The sequence below is a fragment of the Arthrobacter rhizophilus genome (genome assembly GCF_026241105.1).
Classification (GTDB): domain Bacteria; phylum Actinomycetota; class Actinomycetes; order Actinomycetales; family Micrococcaceae; genus Arthrobacter.
On sequence record NZ_JAPFFT010000001.1, the window covers coordinates 126895 to 142635 of the forward strand.

Here is a 15741-nt window from a genome sequence, read left to right on the forward strand (position 1 = left end):
GTCAAGAGTTTGTTCTGACATTTGGCAAAATACTTTGCCGACCCGCCGTCCCCGCCTTGGAATTTTCAGGGCAACCTGGCTGTTTGCCTGGCCGGTCATATTGTTAGTTTGACCGGACATATTCACTTTCGCGGGTTAGGGTAAGTGACGCGGATCACTGAGGGATCCGCGCCTGTACGACAAAGGATTCCGATGGAAACCGCACATCTTCACGGCAAACCTCACTGCCGCCACTGGCCGACGGCCCTCTCCGCAGGCGCCTTGGCCTTGTCGCCGTCGTAGCCGGCTCGGCCGCCCTCGTCCTCATGGACCACATCGACCGGCGCAAGAACTTCATCCTCGGCCTTGGGCTGACGACGGTCTCGCACTGGCTCATCGGCATCGCATCGATGGTGCTTCCGGTCGGCAGCCCCGCGCAGCCCTTCGTGATCCTTGCACTCGTTGTCGTGTTCGTCGGATCGGTGCAACTGTTCCTCAACATCGCCGTCTGGGTGTACCACTCGGAAGTGTTCCCGCTGCACATGCGCGGCATCGGCATTTCGGTGTTCGTCCTGTGGGTGATTAACGGGTTCCTCTCGCTCTACTTCCCCTCGCTCGTCAGCGCCGTGGGCATCACCGGCTCGTTCTTCCTCTTCGCCGCCATCAACGTCGTGGCACTGATCTTCGCCATCACCCAAGTGCCGGAGACACGCGGCCGCACCCTCGAGGCACTCGAAGAGGAAGTCACAACGGGGGCCATCTACCTCGTCCACAAGAAATAGATGAGTTCTTAGGGTCAAAAGGCAGGCGGCGCGGGCACGTGATGAGCGTCCCGGCGCCGACCGCTTTGTTGACGCGACCATTGCTCCCCGGACCATTTCCTCGTCACTGCCCTCAACGCAGCGTGGCGGAGCGGCCTAGCGCGTCGTCCGAACCTCCAGCCCTGGCCGGGTTCGTCCTCCGATCCGGAAGACCGCCCTGACGCATCCAGTGAGGCACTGCCTGTCATGCCTCACTGCGGCCGGGGCCGGGGGAGTCTGCAGGATCAGCACTCAGCGGGGCCTGAGTCCTTCGCGCTGCAGTTCGGGAGACATCAGTTCCGACATATCGATCTGACCGATCGTGAGGGTTCGACCGTATTTGAGCCGCACCCGACCGGCGATCCAGGACGTACGGGCAAGCTCAACCAACTCGCCCGTTTCCCGCAATCTGCTGCAAGTCGTGACTTCAAGCAAGGGGACGTCTTTTGGTGAGTTCAGAAGACCCGCCTGGCGGCGACTGGCGAATGAGATGCGGATGGAACCGGAGGCGGTGGCCAGTGCTGAGCGCGGTTTCTGCGAAAGAATCGCCCGGCTGGTCGCGGGAAGCCATGATTCCGTTATCGCGATTGCGACGCCGTCGACTTCCTGAATATGGAGTCCGAAAACGAACCGTTGCGCCTGGTCGTGCTCGATGAGGCCGAGAAGCTCGTTGGCCACCACTGTGTCCTTCGAGTATTCCGTGAGGCGCGAACGGGCCACATGGCCGGTTGCGAGAAGTTGCTCCCGCCATGGGCGGAGCAAGTCCACATCGAAGTGCCGATTGCTTTCAGTCACGAATGTGCCGGAACCGCGTTTGGACCGCAGATATCCGTCTGTCACCAGGCTCTCGATGGCACGACGCACCGTCATCCGGCTCACCCCGTAGTGGGCAGCAAGCTCGTTCTCCGACGGCAGACGCATTCCGCGACGAAACTCGAAGAGTTCGATTCGACGATGGAGATCCCTCTCGATCTGTCCCCATACGCTCAGCGGCGAATCCTGCTCAACGACGAACGGCTCCATATCCTAAGTATGTCATCCCGGCATCACGTTCCTTCCGCGCGGCCGAAGCAGCAGCCCGTACATGCCGGGACCCCTGGTGCATTTTCACCGGAGTAACTTGTCTAGTCCAATAGACAAATTCAGGGGTACCCGGCTGACTTGATGAACAGCCGGACCGATATTCCTCGCTGGGCGGCGCCAGCCCGGTGTTCTGCTCGTACTCTCAATCGAAAGAATCATTTGGTCGCAAAGGAGCACAGTACCAATGGAACGCGCACAGCCAGTCCGGGACGGGCATCCGCGAATCGCAATTGTCGGAAGCGGGCCGTCAGGATGCTACACGGCGCAGTTCCTCCGCAAGCGCTGGGCAGAATCGGACATTGTCATCTTCGATCGTCTGGATACCCCGTACGGGCTGATCCGCTACGGTGTGGCTCCCGATCACCTGGGAACCAAGGCGATCGCGAAGCAATTCGAAAGGCTGTTTGCCCGGGAGGGAGTCCAATTCGTCGGCGGAGTGGATGTCGGCCGGGATATTTCGATCGAAGATCTGCGTGCGGACTTCGACGTCGTGGTACTTGCCACCGGGCTGTGGGCAGACCGCACGATCGACGGGTTCCACCGGGCAGGCGGGCACGCCACCCATGCCGGGGTCTACGGATCCGGCGAACTGACCCGCATGATCAACGGCCACCCGGACCGCGACTCGGCGCGCATCAGCATCGGCCGTCGACCGGTGATCGTCGGGAACGGCAACGTCGCCATCGATCTCGTGCGGCTCATGCTCACCTCCCCGGCAGAGCTGGCAGAACTCGGAGTTCCCCATGACTCCATAGAAGCTGTATCCAACGGACCGGTCGAACACATCGACGTCGTAGGGCGCTCCGGGGTCGCCTATGCAAAATTCGACCCCGCCATGGTGCGCGAACTGGGAAAGCTCAGCGATGTCAGGTTCACCACCGACATCGACCTCACGGAAACCGGAGACGAAAAAACCAGCTCGATCACGGACCTGGTCGACGGCTCGCCGGCCGTCGCCGGCCGCGAAGTACGTTTCCACTTCGGGTGGACCCCTTCACACCTCGAAGGTGAGGACCACGTCGATCGGGCGGTATTCCGTGACACGGCAGGCCGCCGTGAGCAGCTGGTGCTGGAAACGGATTCAGTATGCACCGCCGTGGGGTTCACGGAGGCAGCCGACGACGTCCTTCTCCGCAGCACCCTTGAGTCCGAAACCACAGACCTTACCCGCGGCCTGCTGGGTAACGGGATCTACTGCGTCGGATGGTTCCGTCGAGGCCCGGTCGGGACCATCCCCGCGAACCGGAGCGACGCACGCACCGTCGCAGACGCCATTATTGCCGACATCGAAGCCGGACACCTGTCCGGTGCCACCCCCCGACCCTGACGAACACCCGACAAAGGAAGTCACCATGAGCATCGTAGTTCTTTACGGCACCGAATCCGGTAATGCCGAGACAGTCGCCGACGACCTGGTCTCAGAACTCTCAACCGAGTCCATTCGCGCGGTCGACATGGCCGATGCCATGCTCGAGGACCTCACACCGGACGCGTTCTATATTGTGGTCTGCTCGACCCATGGCGACGGTGACCTGCCGAGCAGCGCGGTTCCCTTCGCAGAGCTGCTCGACAACGAGAAGCCCGATCTTTCCGGAATCCGCTACGCCATGTTCGGATTGGGCGACAGCTCCTACGAGACCTACAGCCGGGGAAGCGAACGCATCGACGAGCGGCTAGCAGCGCTTGGTGCGACACGGGTAGGGGAGTACGGCCGTCACGATGCGAGCGACGGGTCGCTGCCCAACGACACGGCACTGGAATGGGCGAAGGGCATCGTTTCCACCGTCGACCTCTGCGCGGTGGCCTGATGAGCATCACGACCAGTGTCCACGCTGACGAGTCTGTCCAGGTCCCCGCGGACCTCACGCTCTACTACGACCCCATGTCGTACGCAGATTACGACTACCCTTACGATCTCTACAAGCGCCTGCGGGATGAGGCACCTGTCTACTACAACGCCAAGCGAAACCTCTACGTCGTTTCGCGCTACGCCGACGTGCGCGCCGCCATCGCAGACCACGAGCGCCTCTCGAGCCGCTTCGGCAACGACGTTGACGGCACGCACGACTCCTACGGCGAGGGCATGCTCGTCACGCTCGACCCTCCGCGGCACACGGCGCTTCGCGCGGCGATCCGACGCACGTTCTCTGCGCGCGAGGTCCTCGCCAAAGAGGACGGCGTGCGCGAGTTCACGCGGGAGCTGCTGCGCGACCTGTGGGAACGCGGCAGCGGCGACTTCGCAAACGAGGTCGCCGTCCCCATGGGAATCGGCATGGGAATCATGCTCCTCGGCGCTCCCCTTGATGACCACCGAGTGCTCACAGAGCACCTCGAGCGCGCGATGGTGCGCACTGTCGGCGAGTATGGCCTCCCCGAGGACGCCGCCGCGGCGAACCGCGAGACGGAAGAGGTCCTCGCCGAGCGCTTCGCCGCGCGCCGCGCCGAGATCGACGGCGGCGCGCCCGCGACAGGTAGCGACGCGTTCACGCAGATCCTCATCGCTGTGCACGCCGGTAAGGTCCGCCCTGACGAGCAGGAGGGCCTCGCGCACCTCGTGCTCTCGGCTGCGAGCGACGCTCCCGCCGCGCTCATCACAAACTGCATCGCAATCTTCGACCGGTTCCCTGGTCTGCAGCCGTTCCTGCGTGCGAACCCGTCGATGATCCCGCAGTTCGTGGAGGAGTGCCTCCGCTATGACACTCCCGGTCAGAACGTCTCGCGGCAGACGAACGAGGATGTCGAGATCGCTGGCACGGTCATCCCGAAGGACTCGCGCGTCATGCTCCTGCAGGGCTCCGCGAATCGCGACGAGCGCGTCTACCCTGACCCCGACCGGTTTGACCTCACGCGCGAGTTCACGCCCGCAAACCGGATCATGTCCTTCGGCGATGGCATCCATGCGTGCATGGGTGCGCCGTTCGCACGTCTTGCTTCGCGCATTGTCGTCGAGGAGCTGCTACGCGGCCCCGACATTCACGTCTCGGGCGCGCCCGAGCGGTGGACCAAGCAGTTGGTCCGCGGTTTCGCGAAGCTGCCGGTCGCGTTCGAGCAGTGACCGTGTACCCCGTCGAGCTTGAATGGGGCGTCAAGGAAAGCTTTGTCGCCTACCTTGAGGCGCTCCCTGACGGCCTCATCGAAGAACGCAACGGTGCCGCCCGGCGCGAAGATGTTTTCGTTCTGCCCGGCCAGCGGGTGGACGAAGACGGCTTCCGTTTCATCGGAACCATCCACTTCTATGGGCATCACGGAGTCCTGGACGTGACCCTCGATGAGTTCAGACTCGAACGTGCCGGCCGACGCACGGTGCTGTCCGCCGAAGTTTCAGGCGTTCGTATTCCCATCGCCGAATTGATGAACGTGGGAGTCGGCGGCGGCGCCGTCCTTCACTCAGAGTTCGTGAGCCTTACTGACGATGGTGCCGCCGTCCTCGGCGGCGTCTACCCCCCGGGCGCTTCTCTTGCGCCCCTGACGATCCGTTCCGCGCCCTGACGCGCGGGACCAGAGAGGACAACATGCAGTATCGCAACTTCGGTCGCACCGGCTGGAAGGTCAGTGAGATTTCCTTCGGCGCCTGGCAGCTTGGAGGGCAATGGGGCACGGTGGACGACGAGCAATCCGTTCGTGCCTTGCTGACGGCCTACGAGCAGGGCATTAACTTCGTCGACACCGCCGAGTTCTACGGGTTCGGGCACAGCGAGGAGGTCATCGGGGAGTCGCTTCGTCGCTGGGACGGGGACAAAATCTATGTCGCGACCAAGACCCGGCCAATCCAATGGCCGAACCCGGATCAGGACGATCCGCAGATGCGCGGCCGCTATCCGGCTTGGTACCTGCGTGAAAACGTCGAAGCTTCCCTGAAGCGTCTCGGGGTGGAACGCCTGGACCTGCTTCAGCTTCATTGCTGGCTGCGATCAGGAATCGGCGAGCTGGACTGGCTTGAAACGCTCAACGAGCTGCGTGCCGAGGGAAAGATCGACAAGATCGGCGTCTCAATCCGCGACTATCGCCCCGATGAAGGTGTCCAGCTTGCGGAGCTTGGGCTTGTCGATTCGATCCAGGTGATCTTCAACATGTTCGAGCAGCGACCCGTGGACGCCTTGTTCCCCGCGGCAGCGAAAACCGATACCGCAATTATCGACAGGGTCGCCTTCGACTCGGGATCTTTGTCGGGTCTCTGGACACCGGAGACCTACGACAGCTGGGAGGAAGGATCGCAGCAGCGGGAGATGTTCCGCGGAGAGCGGTTCGGTGAGACCCTTCGCCGGGTAGAGGCCCTGAAGAAGCTTGTCGCCCCCTATTACTCCACGCTTGCGGAAGCAGCCATCAAATACGTGTTGGCCTCCCCGGAGGTTTCCACCGTGATCGCCGGCATGAGTAGTTCCCGGAACATCGCCCGAAACGTCGGCTACTCGGACGGACAGCCGTTCCCGGAGGAGCTGCGTGGGCAGCTTGCCGAGCATGGATGGATCAGGAACTACTACAAATGAGCCGGACCGATCAGGTTCAGGCAGAGCTCCTCAGTCCGGACGAACTCAACGCCCGCTTGGCTGACCACGCCATCTCGTACCTACCCTTGGGCACCCTGGAGTTCCACGGACCCCATTTGCCGATCGGGCTGGACGCCCTGACCGCCCATGGCGTGTGCGTCTCCGCGGCCCGCCGCAGCGGTGGGATCGTGCTCCCGACGGTCTATCAAGGGTTCGGCGGCGGTCACGGCCATTATCCGTGGACGATCATGATGAACGGGGGAGGCGGGATCAGCGAGCACCTGAACGCTACATTGACCCGGCTGGAGGACTTCGGAGTGTCCACTGCAGTGATATTCAGTGGACACTTTGCCCCCGAACAACTGGAAATGATCGACCAGGTCTCAGCTAAATGGAATGATCGCGAAAACGGAGCCCTCAAGGTGACAGCGACCGCGGTGAACAGGTGCCCAACCGCTCCGCTCCCTGCCGATCATGCAGGAGAGTTCGAGACGACCCTGCTGGCCGGGATAGCCCCCGAACTGGTGCACCTGGAGCGTCTGCCCCCGGCAGACACCCACCCAGCCGTGGACCCGGGCGGGGACCCCTACGGGCTGCATCGCCACGAACCCCAGCACCCGCTGTGGGGCGTCTTCGGCCCCGACCCGCGGGTCGCGGTCCTTGAATCGGGCCCAACGCTACTCGAACACATGGGTGCATGGCTGGCGGAAACAGCCGCCGCGACACCCTCGAACTGAATCCCGGGGCCAACTGTCCCTCCATCCGGGGACGGATGGCCCCGGCATCGCTGAAGCGGGTCCCTTCGACCGGCATGCCCCTACAGACATGCGCATCGGTCCAGGGACCCGCTTCTACAAACGGGAAGGAGGCATTGTGGATTCACTCGTGGATGGGAAGGCGCCGGACCCGCGCAGCTCTGGCGTCCACGACAGGCCGAAGCGGTTCCCCGCTCAAGACCTGGAAGGGGCTCCCGCAGAGCCAACGGTTCCCTTCGCGCAGGTGCTGCGGTTCAGGCGGTACGGACCCGAGCCCTTGTACTACCAACTCGCCCGGAGCGTCGAGGAAGCGGTCGCCTCCGGGGAAATCCCCCACGGAACCAGGCTCCTTCCCGAGTCGGAAATGGCACACGAACTCAGGCTCGCCGTCTCAACGGTGCGCCATGCTTGGTCATACCTTGAGGACAAAGGCATGCTGGTCCGGACGCAAAAAGCCGGCACCTTCATTCGGTGATCGGCGATCACCCTCAACGGACACTGCGGCGGCAGTGTCGTCATAGAAATTGGCAACCGGGCAACGAAGGCAAATGAAAGGGTTCGCTTTGTCCATCAAGAACCTCTGCGCGCGACTTCCTGGAAGAAATCACGGCCCTTCCTGAATCCGAGGCCCTGCCGCGCCGTTCACCTTCGACGAGCGGGTCCACACCATGGAGGCCTTGGCCACAGTCAAGGAATACACCATTAACAACAACGGAAAGAAGTTCACGCTATGAAACTCGGCGTCTACAACGCGATCCTGCACGACCGTCCCCTTCCCGATGCGCTCAAGGTCATCGCCGACCTGGGGCTCACCGGCATCGAAATCAACACCGGCGGATTCCTGCCCGCCGTCCATGTCCCCACCATGGACCAGATCCTGGAAAGCGACGCGGCCCGCGATGACTACCTGGCGATCTTCGAGGGCACCGGCGTCGCTATCGCAGGCCTGAACTGCAACGGCAACCCGCTGCACCCGAAGCGCGAGATCGGCGAGAAACACGCAGAAGACATCCGCCGTTCCATCCGCCTCGCGCACAGGCTGGGCCAGAACCGCGTGGTGACCATGTCCGGGCTGCCAGGCGGTGAGCCCGGCGCCACCACGGTCAACTGGGTAGTGAACGCATGGAACTCGGCCGGACTGGACGTCCTCGACTACCAGTGGGGCATCGCAGCCGACTTCTGGCGCGAGATCGACCGCCTGGCCGCAGACCATGGCGTCAAGGTAGCCCTGGAACTGCACCCGCAGAACATCGTGTTCAACACTGCCGACGTTCACAAGCTCATCGAACTCACGAGAGCCACCCACGTGGGCGTCGAACTGGACGCGTCGCATCTGTTCTGGCAGCAAATGGATCCGGTAGCCGTGGTCCGCGAACTGGGGCCCTTGGTCTTCCAGGCAGCCGCAAAGGACATCCGAGTGAACAGCGCGAACGCCGCTCTCTACGGTGTCCTCGACAACAGCTTCCGCCGCCTCTCGCCGGAAGAAACCCGCACCAACCTCGGCGGCGAGGAGTGGGCCAACGAGTGGCCCAAGAACTCCGCTTGGGACTTCGTTGCCCTCGGCAGAGGGCACGACACCGCGTACTGGACCGAGTTCCTGCGTGCCCTGCGTGAAGTGGACCCGAACATGCTGGTCAACATCGAGCACGAAGACACCTCACTCGGCCGGATCGAAGGGCTCGAGGTGGCGGCCAAGGTCCTGCGGGACGCGGACGCAGCGCTCTCCGAGTCGCTGAACGTCTCGGCCTAGCAGCATTCTGAAGGAGCCCGGTGGGCAGTATCCCACCGGGCTCGGCTGCACCCGGCACGACCGCCGCGTTGCCGATCATTTCGAGTTCGTCCGAAGCGGGGGTGGGTCGGTCCGGAACGGGTTCAGCGTGTTGCTTGGACGGACATAGGTATCACGCCAGCCATCCGATTCGGGGTTGACGCTTTGAATGGATCGGCCCGTAATTCATATCCACTGACCCGCTCCTGCAGACAAATAGCCGTTTCTAGGTTTCGATGTGCCTTCGAATCGGATGGTGACGGCTCTGTAGCCGGGGTTTGGATTCGCGGTAGTAGGCGGCGGCGTAGCCTTTGGTGGTGGGGTAGGAGGCGCGGCGGAACGCCTCGGCGCGGCGCTCGGTTTACCCCCTCAGCGGCAGTCTTCGCCCCATGAACGTCAAGGGAATCCTCATCGAGGTCATCGGCAGCGGTAGGCAAAGCGCCTCGCTCTGACCGAAGCCGACTTCGGGAGCGGCCATGCCAGATTGCCCGCGACATACTGGTTGTCCGTCCCAAGGACTGGAGGTGACTCTTCCACGCTCGTGCGCTGGAAAGGCTCTGCCCGGCGACTCAGACGTGTGGAGTCCGGCAGGGGTCAGGTTGGTTGATTCTTGCGCAGGTATTCCCGCAGTCCGGGAATGGCGAAGTCGGTCTTTCCGTGGCCGGTTGATTCGATGAGGCCTGCGGCCAGGAGTCTGGTCCGGTATTTGGCCACGAGGCTGGGCCGCGAGCCGGTCCGCTGAACGATGTCCCCGGCGGTGGAGGGTCCGTCATCGATGGCCATGGCGTGCAGGATCTCCTGGTCTTTCGCGGATGCTGCGGCGAGGGCGGCTTCGATTACCACGCGTTCGTTGCGTCGGATGGCGGCTGCAATTGCCCGGTCGACGGCCGCGGGGGAGAGAGCACCGTTGTTATTCTCGGCCTCGCGCCAGAGGAAGTAGCCGACCAGTTGGATGAGGAAGGGGTAGCCTCCGGTGGTTATTGCTGCCTTGTGCACCAGGTCCGGGGCGATGGTGATCCCGGCGGTGGCGAACGTTTCCGTAAAGGATGTCTCGACATCGCGTACCGCGGCGGCATGGAGATCGATCTTGTCGGCTCTGCGAAGGAATGTTGCCACGCCCTCGTTCAGTAGGTCCGATACGGCAGAGGGAAGGCCTGCGAAGATCAGTGCGATGGGCAGGCGGTCCTGGATGAAGTGTTGGACGTTGGCCGCAAGCTGGGCCAGTTCGGCGCGGTCGGCCGCATGGATCTCATCGACGGTGATGAGGAGCCCGGTCCCGCGTTCGTCCAGAAGCTTCAGGAGCGTTTCCCCCAGTTCCCACCAGTCGACCTGGCGTTCGGGCGAAAGTTGTGACGTGACACTGAACCCGGCAATCGAAATCCCTGTGATACGACGGCGGGATTCGGGTTGGTCGTCAAGCTCCTGGATGAGTCGGCGCATTTTTTCGCCGATCCGGCCCATGAAGGCTCCGGTTGCGGTCTCCGCCACGACTGCCCATCCGTGCTCCTGGGCCAGGTCATGGGCTGCTCCGAGCATGACGGTCTTGCCGATGCCGCGAGCGCCGGTGAAGATGGACAGGAGTCCGGGGGCTCCGGAGCCGAGCCGCAGACCATATTCGAATTCATCCAGCAGCCCGGACCGGCCGATGACTTCCGGTGGGGTAGCTCCGGCCGTGGGCCGGAACGGGTTGTCTAGGTCGAGCACGCCATTCCTCAGGTGAATTTAGGTGAATTTGGTGAATTTAGGAATCCGGGTGAATTTGGTGAACTTTAGACGATAGTACTCGCGTTCGTTGGGTCCGCGCCACTGAGGAGTCTCCTAGGGGCCGGGTCGGCGGAAGAACCGCTTCCGGCCACGGCCCAGGCTCTCCTTGCGGCCCCGGGCGGGACGGACCCGTCGATGACTGAACCACGGGAGCCATTTCTACGTTGGGGCGCGACTGGCTGAAGCCGCACGGCACCCATGGCGAGGGACCTTGTGCGCTTTATCGTGGTGGCACTTTCGTGCAAGAAGTGGCCGCCAATCTGCTTCGGAAGGACGGCGTCGAAGACGCGGATGCAGCATTCGCGCGTATGGAGAAGGCCGGCTACTTGGTTGACATCGAAATCGACGGCCACGGCTACGTCCGGCGGAGGGCGACAATCCTTGGAAGCGACTTGGGACATGTCCGCCACACGTTTATCCCACGGAAACGATGAAAACCGCTGACATGTCGTGGACCGTGCCTCGCACAGAAATCTGCTGGATTCCGCGGATTGGCAAGCCAACGCAAGCCATTGGCAGACAACGAAATGTGCCCTCCCGTGAGAAGAGGTCAGGGGTTCGAATCCCCTTAGCTCCACAAATTTCAAGGAATTTTGTGGCTCGGCCATTCTCTACATACATCGCGCATAAAGTTTCCGCTTTCCAGCACAATCACCGGGCCCAGTGGCGGTGAAGGGAAAAAGAGCGCGGACAAAGGACCGGCGACCGGCACGTCTTATCAAAAAACGAACGTAGTATTCCGACACGCCGCTGGAATTTCATCTGCAGGACAACTTTGCAGGTGGTTTAGGGCCCTACGATAAATCGTCATCACTCGTCTATAGAGGAGATCCATTGTCGTACCAGCAGCAACAGACCGTCCCGGCCGGCAGCGCCGTCCCGCTTTGGGCCCCGCACTACGGTGCGCCCATCGGTGAGGCCGCACGCCGGTTCTTCAAGAAGTACGCCACCTTCACCGGCCGCGCCAGCCGCAGCGAATACTGGTGGTGGACCCTCATCGCCGCTGTCGTGAGCATCGTGCTGAACATCATCATGTCCGTGGCCGGCTCCGCTGGCGCCACCGTCAGTGACTCCGGAACCATGGTTCCGGGTCCCGGCGCGATCGTCGGCGTCATCCTCTTGGTCATCTGGGGCCTGGCCGTTATCGTCCCGTCCCTGGCCCTCGTCGTCCGCCGCCTGCACGATGCGAACTTCAGCGGCTGGATGATCCTTATCGGCCTTGTTCCGTTCCTCGGTGGACTGGCCTTGCTTATCTTCATGTTCCTTCCGCCTAAGCCGGAAGGCCAGCGGTTCGACGTCCCCGCCTAGCCTCAAAGCGGCGCGATACTAAAGGCCACCGGCATCCCGCCGGTGGCCTTTTGTTGTGCACGCACGTGCCGAGAATGCGTTGGGGACGGTTCAGGTCGTTGGTCGGAAGGCAGTTGGCCGTAAGAGAGGGCCGGTGGACGCACGGATGGTCAGGTGAGTGGGTAGCTCGACCTTCATGCGAAGTTGAGACTGGCCATGGCGCAGCCTGCTGACGAGCATGTCCGATGCGACCCGTCCCGCTTGTTCGATCGGAGCGGTAAGGGTGGTCAGGGGCGGTTGGCAGAAGTCGGCTCCGAAGATGTCGTCGCATCCCACGACGCTTATCTCATCGGGGACGTCGATGCCGCGTTCCCTGAGCCGGACGAGGACGCCTATGGCGACCAGGTCGTTGAACGCAATGCAGGCGGTGGCGCCGCTGTTGAGCAGGGTGTCGGCAGCGGCGGCGCCGGACCGCTTACTGGGGTGGTAGGGTCCGAGCCGGCGGATGGTGATGCCCAGTGACTCGGATCTCTCCTGCAGCGCGTCCCATCGCCGGCCGTCCGACCAGGAGTTCGGTGGGCCGGCGATGTAGGCAATATCCCTGTGGCCAAGTGAAAACAGATGTTCCATAGCCTGCTGGACCCCGGAAGCGGTATCAATGATTACGCTGGGGACGCCAGGGGTGCTGCGGTTTATGGTCACGAGGGGTGATTTGGCGGCAGCGCTGATGAGCTGTTCGTCGCTGAGCCGGGTGGCGGGAAGAATGAAGCCGACCGCAGAGCTTCGGAACTCTTCCAGGTATGTTGCTTCCAGCTCGACATCCTCTTCGGTGTCGACGAGCAATTGCGTGTAGCCGGCAGTCTTGAGTTGGTGCTGCGTGCTGCGGATGAAGTCAAAGAAGTACGGGTTTGTGATGTCTGGAACCAGGACGGCAACGGCGCCTGACCTGCCCGGGGCCGTATTTCTGGGATAGGCGGAGGGAACGTATCCCAGTTCATGCGCCGCCGCTTCGATGCGTTCCCTGGTCGCTTGGTTGACACGGTGCGGCTGGGTCAAAGCCCGCGAGACCGTTGAGGCGGCCACACCACTGAGCGCGGCGACATCCCTGATGGTCGGTCCCCGCCCCAGCGGGCTGGCTCCAATGCTGGCCTCGCTAATGCTCATAGTGCTCCCTCGTGGCCGCGCAGTCCGTTCTTAGACTCCATAATCTCTCATCTGCGAAGCCCCTCCCATCTGTGACGATGCAATCCTCAAAGCAACAATGGCAATTTATGGCAACCGTTGCACATGTTGCAGCAACTGTCATAGTGTTCCAGCTAACGTCCGGCCTGTCTGGCTGGTTCCCCCGAAGATCTCGGGGCGACTCAACGAGGAGCAAGAAAAGACATGAACAACTCAAGGACCCGAATTTTTGGCGCGGTCGTTCTCATTTCGCTGGGATCATTGGCGGTGTCTGGATGTGGCGCCGACAACAACTCGGCAAGCGCAGGCGGCGCAGTCAACGGCCAGGGCAAGACTCTGGATGTCCTGGTCGGTGCCAACACAAACAAGGCTGAGCAGTTCAAGGCCTGGCAGACTCACATTGCCGAGGCTTTCAAGAAGCAGACCGGCGCCGACTTGAAATTCGAAACCTTCGCTAACGCCAACGATGAGCTTTCCAAAATCCAAACCTCCGTTGTTGCGGGCCAGGGCCCGGACGTCTACGCAGTGGGTACAACCTTCACCCCGACGGCATACTCGACGGACGCTTTCGTGAAGTTTGACTCCAAAATGTGGGACAAGGTAGGCGGCCGCGATCGCTTTGTTCCGGCGACCTTGGGAATTTCCGGTCCCGACGCCCAGAACGAAGTGGGTGTGCCATTTACATCAAGGCCTTACGTTCTGGCCTACAACACCGAGCTGTTCAAGCAGGCCGGGTTGGATAAGCCGGCGAGCACTTGGGACGGACTTCTGGACCAGGCCAAGAAGCTGACCACGGGATCCACGTACGGTTTCGCGACAGGGTACGCCGACAACTACACGCCGTGGAAGTTTGCATGGGCCATGGCGAACCAGTCCGGCAACCCTCTGGTGGATGGAAAGACTGCCCGCATCGACGACCCGGCGGTTCTTAAGGCGTACCAGACATACTTTGGCTGGCTGACCAAGGACAAGGTTGTCAACCCGGCCGCCGTCGGCTGGAACGACACCCAGGCTGCCGCGGACTTCGCAGCGGGCCAGTCCGCGATGATGTTGATGACCACCGCATCATCGAAAGTCACGTTCGATGCGTCCGCGGTGAAGGGAAAATACGCCTACGCCGTGATGCCGACGGTGCCGCCCGGGCAGGCTTCCGCGCCCTCCGGTGGCCAGCCGGTCAGTTCCATCATTTCCGGCGACAACCTGGTGGTCGCCAAATATTCGGAGAACCAGGACCTCGCAGCCGCGTACATCAAACTGCTCACCAGCGAAGACGAGCAGATCAATTACAACAAGCTGTTTGGGGATCTTCCCACTAACGCTACGGCGGCAAAGAAGGTCCAAGACGCGGATCCCTCGCTGTCACCGATCATTGATTCGGCATCCAAGGCCAAGACCACGCCGTTCACCGGTGCATGGGGCGACATCCAGTTGGCGCTGACCAACGTCGTCGTTCAGGCCCGCCCCGATCTTGGCAACGGCAGCGTCAGCGAGGCCACTCTCAAGGCTGCGCTGGCCAAGGCCCAGAAGGACGCCCAAGCCTCCCTCGACAGGGCGTCGGCAAGCAAGTGAGCACCACAATTAAAAAAGACGCCGCCCTGCGGCGCGCCCCGGAGCTTGGCGGGCAGCCGCCTGCCAAGCGCCGGCGGACTGTGAGCGAACGAAACCGGCCGCTGTGGATGCTCACCCCCGGTGCGCTTCTGATCGGCCTGATTATCATCGTCCCCCTGATCCTGGGCATCTACATCGCGATGCTGCAACTGGATCAATACACCATCCGTAAATGGATCAGCGCCCCTTTCATCGGATTGAACAACTTCGTCGAAGCGTTCACCTCGACTGATCTGGTCCACGCCTTCGGCAACAGCGTCGGTTTCTCGGTGATTGCAACCGTAATCACGGTACCGATAGGTATTTACGCCGCATTGGCGACCCAGAATGCCTATCGTGGCAGGTCTTTGGTCCGCTCAATGTTCCTGATCCCCTATGTCCTTCCCTCATTCGTAGTGGGAAGTTTCTGGCGTACCATGCTTCAGCACGACGGCATCATAAACAAGGCACTGACAGGGTTGGGACTCCCTGCCGGCCAATGGCTCACCGGTCCGGCCAGCTTCTGGGTCCTGATCCTGGTCGAGGTGTGGGCTGCATGGCCCTTTATCTACCTGATGGCACTGTCCGGCCTTCAATCCGTGGACCAGGAGGTTCACGAGGCCGCAGCGATCGACGGCGCTCTGTGGTGGACCAAGCTGCGTTACGTGATCTTTCCCTATCTGCGCGGGCCGGTCGCCCTGGCGTGCCTCATCGCGACACTCCACCACATGAACAATTTCTCGCTGGCGTTCCTGCTGTTCGGCGTCCCGGCACCGTTTGACGTGCAGGTACTGCCCACCCTCGTGTACAGCATGAGCTTCACCAGCCTCCGGTTCGGCATGGGGGCGGCTATGGCGCTGATCTCGCTTCTGCTGATTGCGATACCGCTCTACTTCTACCTGAAAGCCGTACGACTCGACACCGGCACCGACGCGGGAGGCAAGAAATGAGCAACCAGACTTCCGACGTCGTCAATGAAGTCCCGCTGGAGACTTCCAGGGTGCTTCCCTCCAAACCCGCGACCCGAAAGACCGGACGGCAGACTGCCG

At 62.2% G+C, this 15741-nt stretch carries 16 protein-coding genes; 13 read left to right on the plus strand and 3 right to left on the minus strand.

Annotation, left to right across the window (positions count from 1 at the left end; translation table 11 throughout):
• Nucleotides 1-233: 233 nt before the first annotated feature.
• On the plus strand, nucleotides 234-761 hold the full coding sequence (locus OOZ51_RS00540) for an MFS transporter (RefSeq protein WP_323054650.1): 528 nt from the start codon (nucleotides 234-236) through the stop codon (nucleotides 759-761).
• A 270-nt stretch (nucleotides 762-1031) separates the two neighbouring features.
• Here OOZ51_RS00540 and OOZ51_RS00545 read toward each other — a convergent pair whose 3' ends face one another.
• Complete coding sequence (locus OOZ51_RS00545) at nucleotides 1032-1802, minus strand: GntR family transcriptional regulator (RefSeq protein ID WP_265976938.1); 771 nt, start codon at nucleotides 1800-1802, stop codon at nucleotides 1032-1034.
• Between the two features lie 244 nt (nucleotides 1803-2046).
• Here OOZ51_RS00545 and OOZ51_RS00550 point away from each other — a divergent pair, with 244 nt between their 5' ends.
• From OOZ51_RS00550 to OOZ51_RS00585, 8 genes are all read left to right on the plus strand, one after another.
• Nucleotides 2047-3189 (plus strand): FAD-dependent oxidoreductase, encoded by a 1143-nt coding sequence (locus tag OOZ51_RS00550; RefSeq protein WP_265976939.1) that lies wholly within the window; start codon nucleotides 2047-2049, stop codon nucleotides 3187-3189.
• 25 nt (nucleotides 3190-3214) lie between these two features.
• The gene (locus tag OOZ51_RS00555) at nucleotides 3215-3670 is read left to right on the plus strand and encodes a flavodoxin domain-containing protein (RefSeq protein WP_265976940.1); all 456 of its coding nucleotides are present in this window, start codon (nucleotides 3215-3217) and stop codon (nucleotides 3668-3670) included.
• Nucleotides 3670-4917: a cytochrome P450 gene (locus OOZ51_RS00560; protein WP_265976941.1), complete on the plus strand. Its 1248-nt coding sequence runs from the start codon at nucleotides 3670-3672 to the stop codon at nucleotides 4915-4917. The genes OOZ51_RS00555 and OOZ51_RS00560 overlap by 1 nt, the downstream gene beginning before the upstream one ends.
• Nucleotides 4914-5351 carry an HtaA domain-containing protein gene (locus OOZ51_RS00565; RefSeq protein WP_265976942.1) on the plus strand — a complete coding sequence of 146 codons (438 nt, stop codon included), beginning with the start codon at nucleotides 4914-4916 and terminating at the stop codon, nucleotides 5349-5351. The genes OOZ51_RS00560 and OOZ51_RS00565 overlap by 4 nt, the downstream gene beginning before the upstream one ends.
• A 23-nt stretch (nucleotides 5352-5374) precedes the next feature.
• Nucleotides 5375-6349: an aldo/keto reductase gene (locus OOZ51_RS00570; RefSeq protein ID WP_265976943.1), complete on the plus strand. Its 975-nt coding sequence runs from the start codon at nucleotides 5375-5377 to the stop codon at nucleotides 6347-6349.
• A complete protein-coding gene (locus OOZ51_RS00575; protein ID WP_265976944.1) occupies nucleotides 6346-7086 on the plus strand; it encodes a creatininase family protein in 741 nt (246 codons plus the stop codon). Before OOZ51_RS00570 ends, OOZ51_RS00575 begins: the two co-directional genes overlap by 4 nt.
• Before the next feature lie 136 nt (nucleotides 7087-7222).
• Nucleotides 7223-7579: a winged helix-turn-helix domain-containing protein gene (locus OOZ51_RS00580; protein WP_265976945.1), complete on the plus strand. Its 357-nt coding sequence runs from the start codon at nucleotides 7223-7225 to the stop codon at nucleotides 7577-7579.
• Between the two features lie 255 nt (nucleotides 7580-7834).
• The gene (locus OOZ51_RS00585) at nucleotides 7835-8854 is read left to right on the plus strand and encodes a sugar phosphate isomerase/epimerase family protein (protein WP_265976946.1); all 1020 of its coding nucleotides are present in this window, start codon (nucleotides 7835-7837) and stop codon (nucleotides 8852-8854) included.
• A 612-nt stretch (nucleotides 8855-9466) separates the two neighbouring features.
• On the opposite strand, the gene OOZ51_RS00590 is transcribed toward OOZ51_RS00585, so the two are convergent.
• A complete protein-coding gene (locus tag OOZ51_RS00590; protein ID WP_265976947.1) occupies nucleotides 9467-10576 on the minus strand; it encodes an ATP-binding protein in 1110 nt (369 codons plus the stop codon).
• A 299-nt stretch (nucleotides 10577-10875) separates the two neighbouring features.
• Here OOZ51_RS00590 and OOZ51_RS00595 point away from each other — a divergent pair, with 299 nt between their 5' ends.
• Both OOZ51_RS00595 and OOZ51_RS00600 read left to right on the plus strand, forming a co-directional pair.
• The gene (locus tag OOZ51_RS00595) at nucleotides 10876-11070 is read left to right on the plus strand and encodes a hypothetical protein (RefSeq protein ID WP_265976948.1); all 195 of its coding nucleotides are present in this window, start codon (nucleotides 10876-10878) and stop codon (nucleotides 11068-11070) included.
• A gap of 400 nt (nucleotides 11071-11470) precedes the next feature.
• Nucleotides 11471-11944 carry a DUF805 domain-containing protein gene (locus OOZ51_RS00600; protein WP_265976949.1) on the plus strand — a complete coding sequence of 158 codons (474 nt, stop codon included), beginning with the start codon at nucleotides 11471-11473 and terminating at the stop codon, nucleotides 11942-11944.
• A gap of 90 nt (nucleotides 11945-12034) precedes the next feature.
• Here OOZ51_RS00600 and OOZ51_RS00605 read toward each other — a convergent pair whose 3' ends face one another.
• Complete coding sequence (locus tag OOZ51_RS00605; RefSeq protein WP_265976950.1) at nucleotides 12035-13087, minus strand: LacI family DNA-binding transcriptional regulator; 1053 nt, start codon at nucleotides 13085-13087, stop codon at nucleotides 12035-12037.
• 222 nt (nucleotides 13088-13309) lie between these two features.
• On the opposite strand from OOZ51_RS00605, the gene OOZ51_RS00610 reads away from it, so the two are divergent.
• Both OOZ51_RS00610 and OOZ51_RS00615 read left to right on the plus strand, forming a co-directional pair.
• Nucleotides 13310-14674 (plus strand): ABC transporter substrate-binding protein, encoded by a 1365-nt coding sequence (locus OOZ51_RS00610; protein ID WP_265976951.1) that lies wholly within the window; start codon nucleotides 13310-13312, stop codon nucleotides 14672-14674.
• Entirely contained in the window at nucleotides 14671-15642 is a 972-nt protein-coding gene (locus OOZ51_RS00615) for a carbohydrate ABC transporter permease (RefSeq protein WP_416346326.1), read from the plus strand. Before OOZ51_RS00610 ends, OOZ51_RS00615 begins: the two co-directional genes overlap by 4 nt.
• Nucleotides 15643-15741: the final 99 nt, after the last annotated feature.